The 16,002-nt window shown below is 71.6% G+C and carries 14 protein-coding genes; 9 read left to right on the top strand and 5 right to left on the bottom strand.

Translation table 11 applies throughout. The features are described 5' to 3' along the window. Nucleotides 1-24: 24 nt before the first annotated feature. Together BCL76_RS33115 and BCL76_RS33110 are read left to right on the top strand one after the other, a co-directional pair. Nucleotides 25-1,803, top strand: coding sequence for a serine/threonine-protein kinase (locus BCL76_RS33115; RefSeq protein WP_109783050.1), 1,779 nt, complete (start codon nt 25-27; stop codon nt 1,801-1,803). After that, nucleotides 1,781-2,503 carry a hypothetical protein gene (locus BCL76_RS33110; protein WP_146228476.1) on the top strand — a complete coding sequence of 241 codons (723 nt, stop codon included), beginning with the start codon at nt 1,781-1,783 and terminating at the stop codon, nt 2,501-2,503. Before BCL76_RS33115 ends, BCL76_RS33110 begins: the two co-directional genes overlap by 23 nt. A 15-nt stretch (nt 2,504-2,518) precedes the next feature. Here BCL76_RS33110 and BCL76_RS33105 read toward each other — a convergent pair whose 3' ends face one another. After that, nucleotides 2,519-3,247, bottom strand: a complete 729-nt coding sequence (locus BCL76_RS33105; RefSeq protein ID WP_109783048.1) for an SCO6745 family protein — start codon at nt 3,245-3,247, stop codon at nt 2,519-2,521. A 79-nt stretch (nt 3,248-3,326) separates the two neighbouring features. Between BCL76_RS33105 and BCL76_RS33100 the strand changes: the two genes are divergently transcribed. Both BCL76_RS33100 and BCL76_RS33095 read left to right on the top strand, forming a co-directional pair. After that, nucleotides 3,327-4,259, top strand: a complete 933-nt coding sequence (locus tag BCL76_RS33100; RefSeq protein WP_109783047.1) for a LysR family transcriptional regulator — start codon at nt 3,327-3,329, stop codon at nt 4,257-4,259. Between the two features lie 78 nt (nt 4,260-4,337). Further along, complete coding sequence (locus tag BCL76_RS33095; protein WP_109783046.1) at nt 4,338-4,838, top strand: hemerythrin domain-containing protein; 501 nt, start codon at nt 4,338-4,340, stop codon at nt 4,836-4,838. Nucleotides 4,839-4,870: 32 nt separating this feature from the next. On the opposite strand, the gene BCL76_RS33090 is transcribed toward BCL76_RS33095, so the two are convergent. From BCL76_RS33090 to BCL76_RS33075, 4 genes are read right to left on the bottom strand one after another with little or no spacing between them, the layout of a single operon-like run. Then, nucleotides 4,871-6,364: an ABC transporter ATP-binding protein gene (locus BCL76_RS33090; RefSeq protein WP_109783045.1), complete on the bottom strand. Its 1,494-nt coding sequence runs from the start codon at nt 6,362-6,364 to the stop codon at nt 4,871-4,873. Beyond that, the gene (locus BCL76_RS33085) at nt 6,364-7,206 is read right to left on the bottom strand and encodes an ABC transporter permease (protein WP_109783044.1); all 843 of its coding nucleotides are present in this window, start codon (nt 7,204-7,206) and stop codon (nt 6,364-6,366) included. Before BCL76_RS33085 ends, BCL76_RS33090 begins: the two co-directional genes overlap by 1 nt. Continuing rightward, nucleotides 7,203-8,213, bottom strand: a complete 1,011-nt coding sequence (locus BCL76_RS33080) for an ABC transporter permease (protein WP_375137992.1) — start codon at nt 8,211-8,213, stop codon at nt 7,203-7,205. The genes BCL76_RS33085 and BCL76_RS33080 overlap by 4 nt, the downstream gene beginning before the upstream one ends. Continuing rightward, nucleotides 8,210-9,769, bottom strand: a complete 1,560-nt coding sequence (locus BCL76_RS33075; protein ID WP_109783043.1) for an ABC transporter substrate-binding protein — start codon at nt 9,767-9,769, stop codon at nt 8,210-8,212. The genes BCL76_RS33080 and BCL76_RS33075 overlap by 4 nt, the downstream gene beginning before the upstream one ends. A 376-nt stretch (nt 9,770-10,145) precedes the next feature. On the opposite strand from BCL76_RS33075, the gene BCL76_RS33070 reads away from it, so the two are divergent. Genes BCL76_RS33070 through BCL76_RS33050 form a run of 5 tightly spaced genes read left to right on the top strand, consistent with a single transcriptional unit; the run spans nt 10,146 to nt 15,987 of the window. Further along, on the top strand, nt 10,146-11,135 hold the full coding sequence (locus tag BCL76_RS33070) for a TauD/TfdA family dioxygenase (protein ID WP_109783042.1): 990 nt from the start codon (nt 10,146-10,148) through the stop codon (nt 11,133-11,135). A 46-nt stretch (nt 11,136-11,181) separates the two neighbouring features. Further along, nucleotides 11,182-12,171: an ornithine cyclodeaminase gene (locus BCL76_RS33065; protein WP_109783041.1), complete on the top strand. Its 990-nt coding sequence runs from the start codon at nt 11,182-11,184 to the stop codon at nt 12,169-12,171. Then, nucleotides 12,162-13,502 (top strand): amino acid decarboxylase, encoded by a 1,341-nt coding sequence (locus BCL76_RS33060; protein ID WP_109783040.1) that lies wholly within the window; start codon nt 12,162-12,164, stop codon nt 13,500-13,502. The genes BCL76_RS33065 and BCL76_RS33060 overlap by 10 nt, the downstream gene beginning before the upstream one ends. A gap of 41 nt (nt 13,503-13,543) precedes the next feature. Continuing rightward, on the top strand, nt 13,544-14,578 hold the full coding sequence (locus tag BCL76_RS33055) for a cysteine synthase family protein (RefSeq protein WP_109783039.1): 1,035 nt from the start codon (nt 13,544-13,546) through the stop codon (nt 14,576-14,578). 5 nt (nt 14,579-14,583) lie between these two features. Next, nucleotides 14,584-15,987: an MATE family efflux transporter gene (locus BCL76_RS33050; protein ID WP_109783038.1), complete on the top strand. Its 1,404-nt coding sequence runs from the start codon at nt 14,584-14,586 to the stop codon at nt 15,985-15,987. The last annotated feature ends 15 nt before the right edge of the window (nt 15,988-16,002 follow it).

The raw sequence follows: 16,002 nt of genomic DNA, 5'->3' as shown, positions 1-16,002 counted from the left end.
GACAACGGGCATGCGAGGACAGCGATGAACACCGGGGACACGACGGAAACCGCACACCGACCGTGGCAGGTTCCCGGTTACACCCATCGCCGGGAACTGGGCGCCGGTGCCTACGGCAGGGTGGTCGAAGCTCTGGACGAGGCTTCCGGTACCCCGGTGGCGATCAAGTACCTGACCCACGGCGCGCGCACCGACTTCCGCGCCGAGGCCCGGCTGTTGATGGCCTTGCGGTCGCCGCACGTGGTACGGGTCGACGACTACGTGGAGCACCTCGACGGCGCCGCGATCGTCATGGAGTTGGTGGACGGCGTCTCGCTCAGGGCGCTGCTGCGCCAGGAGGGCCCCACGGGGCCCGAGGCGGCCCTCACCGTGCTCAAGGGATCGTTGCTCGGTCTCGCCGCGGCTCACGACGCGGGGTTGGTGCACCGGGACTACAAGCCCGAGAACGTCCTGGTGGACCTGGACGGCCGCTCCAAGCTGGTGGACTTCGGGATCGCGGTGGCCGCGGGGGACGCCTCCGGCATCGCCGGCACGCCGCCCTACATGGCTCCCGAGCAGTGGACCGGATCCCCGGTCGCCCCCGTCACCGATGTCTATGCCGCGACGGCCGTCTTCTTCGAGTGCCTCGTCGGCTCCAAGCCGTACCCGGGCACCACGGCGGTCGAACTGGCGGTACAACACATCGAGGCTCCGATACCCGACGACAGGGTTCCTGAGGCGTTGCGGCCGTTGATCCGCCGTGGCCTGGCCAAACGGGCCGTGGAACGGCCGCCGAGCGCCGCCGCGTTCGTCCGAGAGCTGGATGCGCTGGCGTCCGGCGCGTACGGCGAGGACTGGGAGGCGCGTGGGCGGCGCCGAATGGCCGCGCTCCGCGCCCTGCTGCCGATCCTGGTCCGCTCCCCCGACGACGCCCTGACCACGACGACGTCCCTCGCGGACACCACCCTCGCCACGACAACTGCCGCACCGTCGACGACACATGGCTCGCCGGTGGGATCCGGTCGGCCACGATCCCGGGGCGGTGCGGCGGGCCGAGGCAAGGTGACGGTCGTCGCGGCGTCCGCCGCCCTGCTGCTCGGCGGGGTCCTCACCCTGTCCGCGATCGCCGAACAGGACGATGCGGAGGCCGAGGTCACCGGCTCCGCCCCGCGCTCCCCCGGCGCTCCCGGCGCTCCCGGCGCCGCCGTCGCGACCGACTCACCCGGCGTGCCCGGTCGGCCGGGCTCGGCGGCCGACAGCCGCACCGCGGGGCCGAATTCCACCGTCGCCCCCACGACCGGGCCGTCGGGGACCGCTACGGGTCCCGCTGCCGGCAGTGGCGTAGGAGGTTCCACGGCGGCGGACGGTTCGTCGTCCTCCGCCGGTGCGGCGCCGGCCTCCACGGGACAGGTGGCACAGCCGACGCCCTCCACCACGAACGCGGCCCCCGGCACACCTTCCGTCGCACCGCCCGTCGCACCCCCCACCGTGCGGGTGCTGGCCGTGTCCCTCTCCCAGTACGGCTGCTACGGCAAGTTCGGCGGCCAGACCGTCGCCTCCGTCAAGACCGACGGCGTCGCCACCGGAACGCTGATCCTCACCTGGTTCCACAGCAACACCCAGGGGCCGGGCCCGATCGTCGCGACGGACCGCATCACCATCCCCGCCGGGCAGACCTCGTTCAGCCGGACGTACGCCCACAGCTTCGGAGTCGGCGACCCCTATCCCTACTGGGGTGTCCAGGTGTCGAGCAGCCCGGCGGCGGCGACGGGCAGCGGCACGTACAAGGTGCTCCACGCCGATGACTGCAACCCGATCCTCTGAGCCGGGCATGGAACACGGACCGTACGACGAAGAGGCGACCGTCTCTCTCCCCTTCTCGCTCCCCTTCTCGTCGCCGATCGAGGAGGCGACCAGCGCCACCCTCCTGGACCAGGCTGTCTGGGGCGTGCCGCCGTCCGAGGAGGACCCGCGCTCCCCGGCGCCCGCGATGTCGTCCGGCGGGCCCCCGTCCGGCGTGCCTCGGTCCGGCGTGCCTCGGTCCGGCGACACCGCACGGCTCACGGCGGCCTGGCACGGCACCGCTCCGGGGGGCGCGGGCGGACCGTACGCCGCCGGTGCCCGACGGAGCCGCAGGGCCGTCGGGGGCCGGCTCGCCGTGGCGGGGACCGCGCTCGCGGCCGCGCTGCTCCTCGTACGGCAGCAGACCGGCGATCCGCTGTCGGTGACGGGAGTCACCGTGCGTCCCAGCTCCTCGACCGCCGGTTGCGACAGCACGGTGACCGCGGCGGCGACCATCCGCAGCAACGGGGAAGGTGGCACGCTGCGTTACCGCTGGCGTCGCAGTGACGGCACCGTCTCCGACCCGGTGGGGCAGCGCATCGCCCCGGGAACCCGGCTGACCGAGGTGACGCTGCGCTGGACCTTCCACGGCCCCGGCTCCCTACGAGCCACCGCGGTGCTGGAGGTGCTGTCGCCGAACCGCGCCCGCGCGGAAACCAGCTTCACCTACACCTGCCCGTAGGCCCCGGCCATCACCTCAGGGGGTGGTCAGCGCTTCGACGAGTCGGGCGAAGTCGGAGCGCTGCCGGTCGGTCAGCCGGGCGTAGAGCGGCATCTGCATCTCGTCGGTGATCCGTTCGGCGCGTTGCCGTCGGGGGATCAGCGACGCGTCGAGGGGCTGCGGGTCCTGCCAGCCGTAGTGGGCCGCCTGCTCGACGCCGAGGTTGATGACCATGGCGGCTCGGGCGCTCAACCCGCATCGGCGCACCGCCGCCAGATGGCAGGCGCCACGGTGTTCGCGCAGGACGTGTACGCGCTGCATGGCAGCACCGGCGGGGTCGTCGTCGGGGCACGGTTGCGCGCGCCAGCCGGCGAACAGGGGCAGTGCGTCCGCGTCGGCGGAATCGATCAGCCGCTGCGCCAGGTGGTTGAAGTACTCGACGTCGACGTCGGCGCGGATGTGCGTACGCCCCCAGGCGCGGACGGCCTGCCCGTAGCAGGCGGCGGCCTCTTCCGCCGGCATCACGGGTTGTCCCGCCAGCCAGCCTGTCGTCACCAGCCGGGGGCCGAGGAAACCCTGAACCGCCTGGACCACCGCGACCGGTGCCTCACCGAGCACTCCGAAGCGGCCCCGACAGTAGAAGCCGCGGCCGGGGGCGAACCCGGCGCTCAGACCGATCTCCGCGGTCACCTCGTCGGACATGAACTCGTCGCCGAAATCGTGGAGGGGGCGGGCCACGGCGGCGATGCACGGGGAGATTTCCATGGCCCGACGGTCGCCCATCGTGATCTGTCAGGTCAAGAAGGTCTTTTCTGATGGAAGCCTTTAGATAAACTATCGAGTCATGCTCGATGTCCGACGCCTGCACATGCTCAAGACCGTCGCCGCCCGGGGCTCCATCACCGCGGCCGCCCATTCCCTCGCGCTGACCGCCGGCGCCGTGTCCCAGCAGCTGGCCGCCCTGAGGAACGAGGTGGGAGTCGACCTGCTGCGCCCCGACGGGCGCACCGTCGCCCTGACGGAAGCCGGTCGTGTCCTCCTCGAACACGCCGACCGGATCCTCTCCGCCGTGGAGGAGGCCGAGAGCGCCATCGCGGCCGTCAGGGGCACGGTCGGCGCCGCCGCCACGCTCGCCGCGCTGCCGTCCACCGTGACCAGGATCGTGGCCCCCGCCCTCACCGCACTCGGCGCGTGCCATCCGCAGCTCACCGTGACCTGCTCCATCACCGACCAGGCCCAGCTACGCGAACTCGCACTCGGCACCGTCGATGTGGTGCTGGGCCAGCGCTATCACCACGAGCCGGACGCGACGCCCCGGGGCATCGACGTCTCGCCGCTGCTCGACGATCCGCTGCTCGTCGTCACCGCGGCCGACCGAGACGACGACCGGCCCGTCGCCCTGCGGGATCTGTCCGCGCACGATCTCGTCGTCCCACCGCCGACCACGGACTGCGGGCAAGCCATCGTGCAAGGCTGCCGACGGGCCGGCTTCACACCCGTACCCCGCTACCTCACCGCCGACATCGCCGCCCAGCTCACGCTCGTACGAGCCGGGCTCGCCACCGCACTCGTCCCCCGCACGGCCATCGACCCGGCCGCACCCGGAATCCGTACGGCCGCCGTCACGGACCACCCGATCCGACGCCTCCTGTTCGCCGCGACCCGACACACGGGGAACGCGAACCCGACGACCGCCGCTGTCGTCGAGGCACTGCGGACGGCCGCCGACGAAGGACGGGCCTCCGGTCAGCCGGGCCCCTGGCCGCCAGGCGGGTGAACGGACCCGGCCGGATGTTTCAAGCGGCCGTGAGGGAGCAGGCGCTCATCACAGAATCGGGCAGAGGAGGTCGGTCGCATGTCGGACGCGAACCAGGACAAGGACGTCGTCGCGGTGATCCTCGCGGATCACCGGACCATGGAGGAGCTGTTTCGCCGGATGCGGAGCGTGGAAGCCGACCGCGCCGCGGCACTGGCGGAGTTCTCGACACTGCTCATCGCTCATGGAGAGGCCGAGGAGAGCGAGGTGTACGGCGCTCTGAAGCGATTCCACGACATCGAGAACAAGGAAGTGGATCACGGGGCCGAGGAGCACGCCGACGGCAACGAGGCCCTGCTCAAGCTGCTCGAGGTGGAGGACGTCGGCTCGGACGAGTGGGACGAGCGACTCGAGGAACTGGTCAAGGCGGTCACCCACCACCTCGACGAGGAGGAGCGGACGATCCTCAACGGCGCGCGGGAGAACGTCCCCGACGACCGCCGGGCCGAACTGGGCGCGGCCTTCCTGCAGGAGCGCAAGAAGCAGCTCGCCTCGGACTGCGGCAGCATCGAGAACGTACGCCGCATCGTGGGCGGCTGAGCGCCCCGGGAGGACGGGACTTCCGTCCGCATCTACGTCTGGGCGGTGAGGAGGCCCGCGGTGGGGCCGCTGCGCGTGATGCGGCCGGCTTCGAGGACGTGGGTGGCTTCGGTGTAGCGGGCGACGAGGTGGTGTTCGTGGGAGACCAGCACGAGGGCCATGTGGTGTGCGGCGCGCAGGCGGGTGAGGAGGTCCATGATGCCGGTGGCGGTGTCGGCGTCGAGTGCGGAGGTGACCTCGTCGCAGAGCAGGATGTCGGGCCTTGTGGCGAGTGCGCGGGCGATGGAAGCGCGTTGGCGTTGTCCGCCGGACAGCTCGCTCGGACGGCGGTCGGCGTAGTCGGCGGGGAGGTCCACCTGGGCGAGGAGCTCTGCGACGCGGCCCGCGCGGAGCTTCTTCGGCTGGTCGGCGTGCAGGCGCAGGGGCCGGGCCAGCTGCTCGCCGATGGTGTGGCGGGGGTTGAGGGTGGCGAGCGGGTTCTGCGGGACGAGCTGGATGCGGCGCTGCTGTTCGCGGGTGCGGCGCCGAACATCGGCGGGCAGCGGGCGGCCGTCGAGGGTGAGTTGGCCGGTGTGGGTGGGGTGGAGTCCCGCCAGGACGCGGAGCAGGGTGGTCTTCCCTGATCCGGAGGGTCCGACGATGGCGGTGGCCGTGCCGGGCGCCGCGGTGAACGAGGCCCCGATCAGTACGGGGATCCGCCGCCGGCCGGTGCGGAAGTAGGCGTCGACCGCCGTTGCGGTCATGCCTTCCCCCGGCGGGGTGCCCGGGCCTGAGCCCGGCGGGACGTCGGGGGTCGTGCGAGGGGTGGGAGTGCTCTTCGGGGTGAGGCGGATGGTGTGGTCCGCGCAGGCGGCGACGAGTTCGGGGTCATGGGTGGCGACGACGATCGCGAGGTTCCGGTCGGCGGCGAGGTGGCGCAGCAGGTGGGCGATCTCGTCGCGCAGGGCCGCGTCGAGTCCGGCGGTCGGTTCGTCCAGGAGGAGGACCTCGGGGGTCCGGGCGAGGGCGCGGGCGAGGGCGACGCGGCGTTGCTGTCCGCCGGACAGGGCGGTGGGCCTGCGGTCGGCGATCCCCGTATCGGTGGGCAGCCGGCACTCGGCCAGCAGCGTGCGGACGTTCTCCTCGCTCGGGTCGGCCGCGAGTTCGGGGATCAGGCGGCGGACGGTCATCCGGGGGTTGAGGGCGGATCCGGGGTCCTGGCCGACGTAGGCGACGGATGTGCGTCGCAGGTGGCGCAGTGCGTCGGGGGGCAGCCGGTGCGGGGTGTGGCCGAGGACGTCGAGCGTGCCCGCGGTGACCGTCGCCCCTTGGGGTAGGTGTCCGATCAGGGCGCGCAGGAGGGTGGTCTTGCCGCAGCCCGATGTTCCCATGAGGGCGGTGACCTGCCCGGCGTGGATCCGCGCGGTGGTGGCGGGGAGGAGTACGGGGCCGTCGGGAAGTCGTATCTCCAGGCCGGTGACGGTGATCAGGGGAGCCGCGTCGGTGGTCGCGGGGGCGAGCGTGCGCGCGGGGGCGAGGTCGCTCATCAGCGGGTCACCGCCTTCGTGGTGTCGGGTGCCAGGGAGACGGTGACGAGGTTGACGGTGACGGCCAGGAGGGCGATGGCCAGGCTGGGGGCGATGACGGCCCAGGGGTTGAGGAGGATGCCGGAGGCGTTCTCGCGGACCATGAGCGACCAGTCGGAGGCCGGTGGCTGGGGCCCGATCTGGAGGAATCCGGCCATGGAGATGACGTAGACGGCTTCGACGAACCGGAGCCCGAAGAGCGTCAGGACCGTCGCGCGGAGGTTGGGCAGGATCTCTCGCAGGGCGATGTACGGGGTGGACTCGCCGCGGGCCAGGGCCGCTTCGACGTATCCGGCCGTGGCGAGGGGGGACGCGGCCGCGGCGACGACGCGGACGGCGTACGGCACGCCCAGGGCGGTGGCGGCGGCGATCACGGCCCAGCGACCTCCGCCCGGCCAGGCGAGCGCGATCAACATGATGCCGAGCAGGGGTGGCAGGAGGATGGCGATGTCGGCGCTGCGCTCGACCACTCGGCCCACGGCCGGCCGGAGTACGGCGATACAGCCGATCACGGTGGCGGTGAGGGTGACGGCGACGGCGACCAGCAGCGCGCCCGCGATCAGCAGGGTCCCGCCGTGCAGCACCCGGCTGAGCACGTCCCGGCCGAGCTGGTCCCCACCCAGGAGGGCGCCGTCGCCGGGGGTGGCGAAGGGGGCGGTGACGGGGGTGTCGATGGAGTGCGGTGCGATCAGGGGTCCGGCGAGCGCCAGGAGCAGAGGCACGACGGCGAATACAACGAGGGCGGCGGCCGCCTTACCCCGACGGGCGGGCCGGTGGGCGACCGCGGGGAGGGTGGCGGTCATGCGCGGGCTCCCAGAGTGGCGTGGCGTATGAGGTCGGCGGCCAGGAGGACGAGGCTGATGACCGCGCCCGCGCATACGACGACCCCGGCGATCAGCGGGGTGTCGCGTCCGGCAACGGCTCCGGCCAGGACGGCCCCGATCCCGGGGTAGTTGAACAGGGTCTCCACCACGACCGCGCCGCCGAACAGCAGGCCGGTGGAGGTGGCCATGCCGGTGGCGATGGCCGGTACGGCTCCCGGGAGTTGGTGACGTAGCAGGATGCGGCCGAGGGGCAGGCCGTCCAGGTGGGCGGCTTCCACATGCGGGGTCGCGGACTGGTCGGCCAGTGCGCCGCGCACCACACGGGTGTTCCAGCCGGTCTGCGGGATGACCAGCGCGAGTACCGGCATGATCAGCATGGTCCAGGTGGTGGGGCGGCCGTCGCCGCCGGTCACCGTGACGGCCGGCAGCCAGCCGGTCCACAGGGACAGTACGAGCAGCAGCCCGGCCGAGATCACGAACTCGGGTACGGCGAACGCGACCGTCGAGCCGTGGCCGATGAGCCGGTCGGCCGAACGGCCGGGGCGTGCGGAGGCCCAGCAACCGAGCAGCAGCGACAGCACGACGGTGATCAGGAATGCGCTCAGGGCGAGGACGAGGGTGTTGGGCAGGGGGTCGGCGAGGAGTTCGGTGACCTTCCGGCCGCGGGCGGAGGTTCCGAGGTCGCCGGTGGGCAGCGCGGTCATCCAGTCGGCGAACCGCTCCCACAACGGCCTGTCCAGACCGAGGAGGTGGCGGCGTTCGGCGAGGTCGGCCGCGCTCTCGCCGCGTTCGGCGGACGCGGTCGCGGCGTCTCCCGGCAGGAGCTCGACCGCGGCGAACACCAGCGCGAGCAGGATGAGCAGCATGAGGACCCGCCGGGCGGCCGTCGCCGCGAGGCGGAGGCCGATGGCTGCGGCTCGGCGTGCGGCGGGGGCCGCCCCCGTCGCGGGGGCGGCCACCGGGCCCGTGTCGGCCGGTCGGCTCAACTCAGCCACACGCCTTCGAGTTGGACGCGCCCGTATCCGGCGAGCTTGGGCAGGTTCTGCACCTTCGCCGCGGCCAGGTCGATGCCGTCGGCCATGCCCCACAGCAGGTAGCCGGAGCGTTCGTGCTCGATCTGCTGGACTTCCTTGAGTGCGGCGGCGCGCCGGGTCGGGTCGTCGGTGGCGATGACCTTGCGGTACGAGGCGTCGAATCCGGGGTCGTTCCAGCCGGCCTCGTTCTGGCCCGCCTCGCCGACCATCGTCTTGGAGGCGAAGAAGACCACCGAGTCGTTGGTACCCCAGTAGGTCGTGTAGAAGTCGCCGGTCTTCCAGGTCTTGTCCCAGAAGGCCCCGGATTCCTGCTTGACGACCTCGACCTTGATGCCGGCCTCGCGGGCCTGGTTGGCGAACAGCGTCGCGGATTCGGCGAGGCCCGCGATGTCCTCGGTGGTGACCAGCTGGTAGGTCCTGGACAGGTCGAAGCCCGCGTCGGCCAGGAGCTGCTTGGCCTTGGCGAGGTCGCGCGCCCGCTGGGGGATGTCCTTGGCGAAGGCCGGGTCGCCGGTGCCCAGGATGTCGTTGGCGACGGTGCCGTAGCCGGACAGGACCTGCTTGACCATCGCGTCACGGTCCACGACCAGGCGCATCGCCTCGCGGACGCGGACGTCCTCGAAGGGGCTGCCCTTGGCGGTGCGCATGACGATCGGCATCGCCATGTCGTTCGGGCGTCGCAGCACCTGGACGTCCTTGCGGGACTCCGCGGTGCGGGCGGCGACCGCGCCGGCGTTGGAGGCGAGGTCGATCTGCCCGGCGAGCAGCGCGTTGGCCATCGCCTGCGGGGTCTCGAACATGGTGACCTCGACCGCGTCGAGGTGCACCGGGCCGCCGTGCCACTTGTCGTTGCGCACCAGGCGGGCGTTGCCGCCGCGGAACCAGTCCAGCTTGAACGGGCCGGTGCCGGGTGCCTTGTCGAGTTCGGAGTCCTTGGTGTCCTTCTTCATGACGAAGGAGGCGAACCGGGTCAGCATGGGGAATTCGGCGTTCGCGTAGTCGGATACGACGACGACCGTGTCGGTGCCCTCGGCGCTGATGTTGTCCGCCTGGATGCCGGGCAGACGGGCCGCGCCGGAGGGGGTGTTGCGCAGCCGCTTCAGCGACCACACCACGTCCTCGGCGGTGACCGGGGTGCCGTCGTGGAACGCCGCACCTTGGGCGATCTTGAACTTCCAGGTCTTCAGGTCGGCCGACGGCTCCCATGAGGCCGCGAGCCGCGGAGCGGTGTTCGTCTTGGCCCCGGGAACGGTCAGGGTGTCGAAGGCGAGGGCGAGGATGAGGTAGTCGCTCTCGTTGGCCTGGGTGCCGTGCGGGTCGCGGGTGGTGGCGCTCGCCCGGCCCAGGGCGCCGACGCGCAGGGTGCCACCGGTACGAGGTTTGCCCGCGTCCGCACCAGGGGCCGCGGTGCCCTTGGAATCCCCGCTGCCGCCCGTGCAGGCGGCGAGAATTCCGGCCACTCCGATGCCGGTTCCGGCCCACAGCAGCTGTCGTCTGGTGACGCCCACGTCTGTCCTCGTCTCAGGTTCGCACTCGGTGTTTCTTAGGCTTACCTAACCGAACTCGGCCGGAGTGCGCAAGCGACCCCAGTCGACCCGGACCACCGGAAGGAAGCCTTTCGTTCGACTCAAATCCGCTGGTCAGCAACGTTTTTGAAGTTGCGTCAGAGGTGCCTGAAGGTGACCAAAATTGGACTACGTTGATGTAGTCAAAGTCTTCGATTAGGGTTGCCTTACCGAAGCGACGGGGCTACGTTCCTGGTGTCCGGCAGTGCCCCGACCCGCCCCGGACCCGACCACTTTTCGCGTTCCCCACGCCGTTTTCGAGCCGGTGCGGCGATGCCGCACGCCCGCGCTCGCTCCGCCCTGCCTGGAAGGTGCCACCGTGCCCACCTGCCCTGCCCCGGTACGCCCTCTTGACGATGCCGCCGCAGCCGAACTGACCTCCACCGCGGCCGAGCTCCTCGCCCGACACGGCTCCGCCACGGCGCCCTCGCTCCTCGAAGCCCTGCCCGAGGCGTGCGCCGCGCTCAGCGACAACGTGCGCCATGCTCTGCGGCCCGTGGACACCGCGGACGGGCTGTTCGTCGTACGCGGCCTGCGCCTGGACGACACCGAACTCGGGGCCACCCCCGGCCACTGGTCGACCGTCGCGGACGCCGGCGCGGTGTGGGACGTGGTCCTGCTGCTGGTCTCGGCGCTGATGGGCACCCCGATCGCCTGGGACGGTCAGCAGGACGGCCGGTTCGTGCACAACATCGTGCCCTCGCCCGGACACGAGAGCGAGCAGACCGGAGCCTCCAGCTCCGTACTGCTCACCCCGCACACCGAGGACGCCTTCCACCCCGGCCGCGCCCACCTGCTCCTGCTCGCCTGCATGCGCAATCACGACCGGATCGCCACCACCGCGGCCAGCATCCGCCGGACCGAACTCTCCGACGACGACATCACCCAACTCACTCGGCCGGTCGCACCGATCCTGCCCGACGACGCCTACGAGCAGGCTCAGCAGTTCGCGGGCCGGCCCTCGCCCGTACCGACCCTCTTCGACACCCCCGAGGGCCTGACCATGCGCTTCGACCCCGCCTACACCCCGATGGACGAGGCCGACGAGGCGTGGCGCGAGGCGTACGGGCGGCTGGAGGAGGAACTGGCCCGGGTCTCGGTCGCGGTGAGCCTGGAACCCGGCGACGTCCTGGTCGTCGACAACGACATCGTCGTCCACGGCCGTGTCCCCTTCCGGGCCCGCTACGACGGCACCGACCGCTGGCTCAAGCGTGCCTCGGTCCGCGTCGAAGGACGTCCCACCCGCCCGCTCGCCGAGCACGACGAGCACGGCTACGGCCAGGCGGCCCTCACCGCGTGGACCGACTGACATCCAGCGCGTCCCCACCGCATCACCACTTCGAAAGGGCACACTCATGGACCGCGACGACACCACCCTGCGCGTACTGTCCACCAGTGACCTCGCCGGCCTGGACATCTCCCTCGCCGACGTCGTCGACACCGTCGAGCAGGCCTACCGCACCCTGGCGGCCGGCCGGTCGGACAACCCACGCAAGCTCACGGTCAAGCCGGCCGACGGCCACTCGGTCTCCTACGCCATGCTCGGCCGGGACGGGGTGCGCAACGTCGTCGCGATCAAGACCTCCTACAAGCACGGCCTGCACGAAACCCGCGATCGACAGCACTACTACACGACGCTGAGCATCTACGACGACATCACGGGGCTGCCCGTGGCGATGATGGACTGCTCGCGCATCGGCTCCCTGCGCACCCCGGCCGTCTCCGCGCTCCTCGCCCGCGAATGCGCCACCCCCGACGCCACCACGGCGCTGGTCATCGGCACCGGGACCCAGGGCCGCCTCGCGCTGCCGTTCCTGCTCACCACGCTGCCCCGCCTGGAACGCCTGCTGCTGTCCGGCACGCACCCCGACGGCATAGCCGCCGTACGCGCCGAACTCGCCCGCCACTTCCCCGACCGGGAGGTGGAGCTGGTCACCGATCTCGCGTCCGCCGCCCGCGACGCCGACATCATCATCGCCACCGCCGGTGACCACACGCCCGCCGCCGTCGAAGCGGGATGGCTGAAGCCCGGCGCGACCGCCGTCCTCGTCGGCCACGGCCTGGCCCCCTCCACCCTGCACCGTGCCGACCGGGTGATCGCCACCAGCGAGGCCCAGATGCGCGTGACCGGCACCGACATGGTCGACGCGGACGGCAACCTCCCGGCGGTGGACATCGAACTGCCCGTCGTCATCTCCGGCGTCGCGAAGGCCCGTACCGCCCCCGACCAGCGGATCTTCGCCTACAACAGCGGCCTGGTCGTGACCGACATCGCGCTCGGCCACCGCTTCGCGCAGCTCGCCGCCGAACAGAAGCTCGGAACCGAGGTGGCCCTGTGGCGCTGACCCTGCCCGTCCATCCCGACCCGCTCGCCGAACGTCTGCACAGCAGCGGGATCCTGTTCGAGCTGGCACACGGTCTGGGCGGCCCCTTCCACTACCTGCTCCCCGAGCGGTTCGACGCCAACCTGGCGGCCTTCCGCACCGCCCTGACCGTCGCCGGAGTCGAAGGCCGCGTCTACTACGCCAAGAAGGCGAACAAGGCCGGGGTGTTCATCGACCGCTGCGCCGACCGGGGAGCCGGCGTCGACGTCGCCTCCCTCGGCGAACTGCGCGAAGCCCTGGGCCACGGAGTGCGCGGCAAGGACCTCGTCGTCACCGGCCCCGCCAAGACCCCTGCCCTGCTACGGGTCGCGGCACAGCAGGGCGCACTCATCGCCGTGGACGCCCTCGACGAACTCGACCGCGTCCTGACCCTCGACGGCCCTCGAACCCCCAGGGTGCTGCTGCGCGTTCACCCTCCCGCACAACCGAACAGCCGCTTCGGTCTGGACGCGCACGACCTGGACGAAGCGATGCGCGACTGCGCGCAGGCACCGGACCAGGTCCGCATGGAAGGCTTCAGCTTCCACCTGTCCGGCTACGACACCCAGCAGCGCGCCGACCTCGCGGGCGACCTCATCGACCTCTGCCTCAAGGCACGGGTGCTGGGCCTGCAGGCCGACCGGATCAGCATCGGGGGCGGCTTCGCCGTCGACTACGTCCCCGCCGCCGCATGGGAGACCTTCCTCGACCGGCAGCGGCCCGGCGACTACCACGCCGCGAAAACCTTCACCGCCGCCGACTTCTACCCCTACCACTCCCCCGTCGCCGGAGCCGACGCCCTCGCGGCCGTCCTGGCATCCGGCCCGCACGGAAGGGGGCCGCGCCTGGCCGACCGGCTGCGCGAGGCCGGCGTGATGCTGCTGCTGGAACCCGGCCGGGCACTGCTCGACGGGGCCGGGGCCTCCGTCTTCACCGTGCAGGGCGTCAAGGACCGCGACGGGTACGGGATCGTCACCGTCGACGGCACCAGCCTGAGTCTGTCCGAGCAGTGGTTCAACAGCGAATACCTGCCCGACCCCCGGCTCGTCCCCACCCGGACACCCCCCGCGGCCCTCGACCCGTACCGGGCGTGCGTCGCCGGTGCCAGCTGCCTCGACTCCGACCTGCTCACCTGGCGCAAGATCGCGTTCCGGGCGCGGCCCGCCACCGGCGACCTGCTCGTCTACCCGAACACCGCCGGCTACCAGATGGACTCCAACGAGTCGCCCTTCCACGAACTCCCCCTGCCGCCGAAGGTCGTCATCGACCACCCCGACGACGCGGGCCGGCCCCGCTGGCGCCTCGACCGCTGACACGCCCCGCCCACCCCCCGCCTTCCATGGAGCCGATCGCCATGCCCGACGCCCTCACCCGACCGCCGGTCGTCAGCCGAATATCCGACCTCATCGGCTACACCCCGCTGTTCGAACTCGCCCGAGCCGACAACGGAGCCCGCCTCCTGCTGAAGCTGGAGATGTTCAACCCCACCGGTAGCGCCAAGATCCGCATGGCCCGCCAGATGGTCGACGACGCCGAGGAGCGCGGGGAGCTCCGCGACGGCGGCCACATCATCGAGTCCACCTCCGGCAACACCGGCCTCGGACTCGCCGTCGTCGCCGCGGAGCGCGGCTACCGCTTCACCGCCGTCGTCGACAACCACGCCGCCGCCGACAAGCTCCGCGGCATGAAAGCCATGGGCACCGAACTCGTCCACGTCGACGCCGACAGCGACGGCGACGAGCTCCACACCGCCGCCCGCGAGGAACTCGCCGAGGACATGGCCCGCGGCAAGGACAACACCTTCTTCACGGAACAGCACAACAACCCCAGCAACGCCGTCGGCTACTACGACGTCGGCCGCGAGATCGCCCAGGCGCTCGACAACCGGGTCCACGTCCTCATCGGCGCCGTGGGCACGGGCGGCGGCCTGTGCGGCACCGCCCGCGAGCTGAAGAAGACGGTCCCCGGCCTGTCGGTGATCGGCGTCGAGCCCAAGGGGTCCATCGCCTTCGGCCCGCCCGCCCACGACTACTACCAGTCCGGCACCGGCACTCCGGAAGGCGCCACCATCGGCCTGCTCGTCGACTACGACCTCATCGACGAGGGAGCCAAGGTCGGCGACATCGAAGCCTTCGCCACCGCCCGCGCCGTGGCCCGCCACTGCGGCCTGCTCATCGGCGGCTCCGCCGGCGGCGTCGTCCACGAAGCCCTGGCCCGCTTGTCCGAACTGCCGCCCGACGGTGTGATGGTCGCCTTCATCAACGACGGCGGCGAGAAGTACATGGACACCGTCTTCAACGACGACTGGATGGCCGAGCGCGACCTCCTCAGCCCCGCGACCGAACGCGACGTCGACGAACACCTCACCAAGCTCCGCAGGAACCGGTAACCCCCATGCTGACCACCCTCCTCCGCGACAGCCGCGCGCTCGCCACGCTCGCCGTCCCGCTCGTCCTCACCCAGCTGGCACAGGTCGCCCTGACGACCACCGACACGGTGATGATGGGCCTGCTCGGCACGACCGAACTCGCCGCCGGTGGCCTCGCCATCGTCATCTTCAACCAGATCCGCACCATGGGCGTCGGCCTGGTCACCTCCGTCGGCAACCAGATCGCCGCAGCGGCCGCCCGCGCCGAGCAGGAAGCGGACGGCAGCGGCGACCTCGCGAAGGGGGCGGCACACCACGAGGTCCGGGGCATCGTCCGCGCGAGCCTGGCCGTCGCCACCCTCGCCGGTACGGCCGGCGCCCTCATCATGATCGCCATCGGTCACCTGCTGACCTGGCTCGGCCAGGACGCGGCCGTCGTCGACCTCACCCGGACGATGATCTACGCCCTCGCGCCCGGCCTGCTGCCCTGCCTCTGGTTCCAGGCCGTCCGCCAGTTCACCGTAGGCATGCGCCGCCCCCAGGCCCTCCTGCAGATCACCCTCGCCTCCATCGCCGTCAACGCCGCCCTCAACTGGATGCTCATCCACGGCACCTTCGGGCTGCCCCGTCTCGGGCTGACCGGCGTCGGCATCGCCACCTCCACCGTGTACCTGCTGTCCTTCCTCGCCCTCTACATCGCCGCGAAGAAGGACAAGGAGCTGGCCCCCTACCTCACGCTCGACATCACCCGTGCCGACGCGGCCACCGTCAAGCGGCTGATCGGCCTCGGCGTGCCCATCGCCGCCACCTACGGCTCCGAAGCCGGCTTCTTCTCCGTCACCGCCCTGATGGCAGGCTCCTTCGGCCCCGACGCGCTCGCCGCACACACGGCGGTCAACCAGCTCGTCTACATCGTCTTCCAGGTCGCCGTCGGTCTCTCCCACGCCGCGTCCATCAACGTCAGCCGCGAACTCGCCCTCGGCAACCACGACGACGCCCGCCGCATCAAGAACACCGCCCTGGCCTGCGCCGGCGCCGTCATGACGGTGGTCGGCATCGTCTACCTCACACTGCCCCGCCTCGTCCTGGCCCCGTTCCTCGACACCGGGTCCGAGCAGGCCCTCACCCTCGCCACCCACCTGCTGGTCGTCACCGCATTCCTGCAGTTCTTCGACTGCGCGCAGAACATCGGTGTCGGTCTCCTGCGCGGCCTCGACGACACCAGGAGCGGCTTCCGCATCACCCTCATCGGCTACTGGATCATCGGGCTGCCCGCCGCCTGGCTTCTCGCCTACGCCCTCGACCTGGACACCCTCGGCATCTGGCTCGGACTGCTGACCGGTCTCGCCGCCACCGCCCTGCTCCTCCTGCGCCGTTACAACACAGCCCTGACCGCAGCCCAGCTCCACGCCACCCCGGCCACCGCCTGACCGACCCCGCGCACC

Origin of the sequence: Streptomyces sp. CG 926, from assembly GCF_003148825.1 — a bacterium.
Taxonomy (GTDB): domain Bacteria; phylum Actinomycetota; class Actinomycetes; order Streptomycetales; family Streptomycetaceae; genus Streptomyces.
This window is presented reverse-complemented; position numbering and strand designations above follow the sequence as displayed.

What these genes read in the sequence shown, in the direction of transcription:
- BCL76_RS33115 (WP_109783050.1), top strand. Translation starts at nt 25, where the DNA reads ATGAACACCGGGGACACGACGGAAACCGCACACCGACCGTGGCAGGTT.
- BCL76_RS33110 (WP_146228476.1), top strand. Translation starts at nt 1,781, where the DNA reads ATGACTGCAACCCGATCCTCTGAGCCGGGCATGGAACACGGACCGTAC.
- BCL76_RS33105 (WP_109783048.1), bottom strand. Translation starts at nt 3,247, where the DNA reads ATGGAAATCTCCCCGTGCATCGCCGCCGTGGCCCGCCCCCTCCACGAT.
- BCL76_RS33100 (WP_109783047.1), top strand. Translation starts at nt 3,327, where the DNA reads ATGCTCGATGTCCGACGCCTGCACATGCTCAAGACCGTCGCCGCCCGG.
- BCL76_RS33095 (WP_109783046.1), top strand. Translation starts at nt 4,338, where the DNA reads ATGTCGGACGCGAACCAGGACAAGGACGTCGTCGCGGTGATCCTCGCG.
- BCL76_RS33090 (WP_109783045.1), bottom strand. Translation starts at nt 6,364, where the DNA reads ATGAGCGACCTCGCCCCCGCGCGCACGCTCGCCCCCGCGACCACCGAC.
- BCL76_RS33085 (WP_109783044.1), bottom strand. Translation starts at nt 7,206, where the DNA reads ATGACCGCCACCCTCCCCGCGGTCGCCCACCGGCCCGCCCGTCGGGGT.
- BCL76_RS33065 (WP_109783041.1), top strand. Translation starts at nt 11,182, where the DNA reads ATGGACCGCGACGACACCACCCTGCGCGTACTGTCCACCAGTGACCTC.
- BCL76_RS33055 (WP_109783039.1), top strand. Translation starts at nt 13,544, where the DNA reads ATGCCCGACGCCCTCACCCGACCGCCGGTCGTCAGCCGAATATCCGAC.
- BCL76_RS33050 (WP_109783038.1), top strand. Translation starts at nt 14,584, where the DNA reads ATGCTGACCACCCTCCTCCGCGACAGCCGCGCGCTCGCCACGCTCGCC.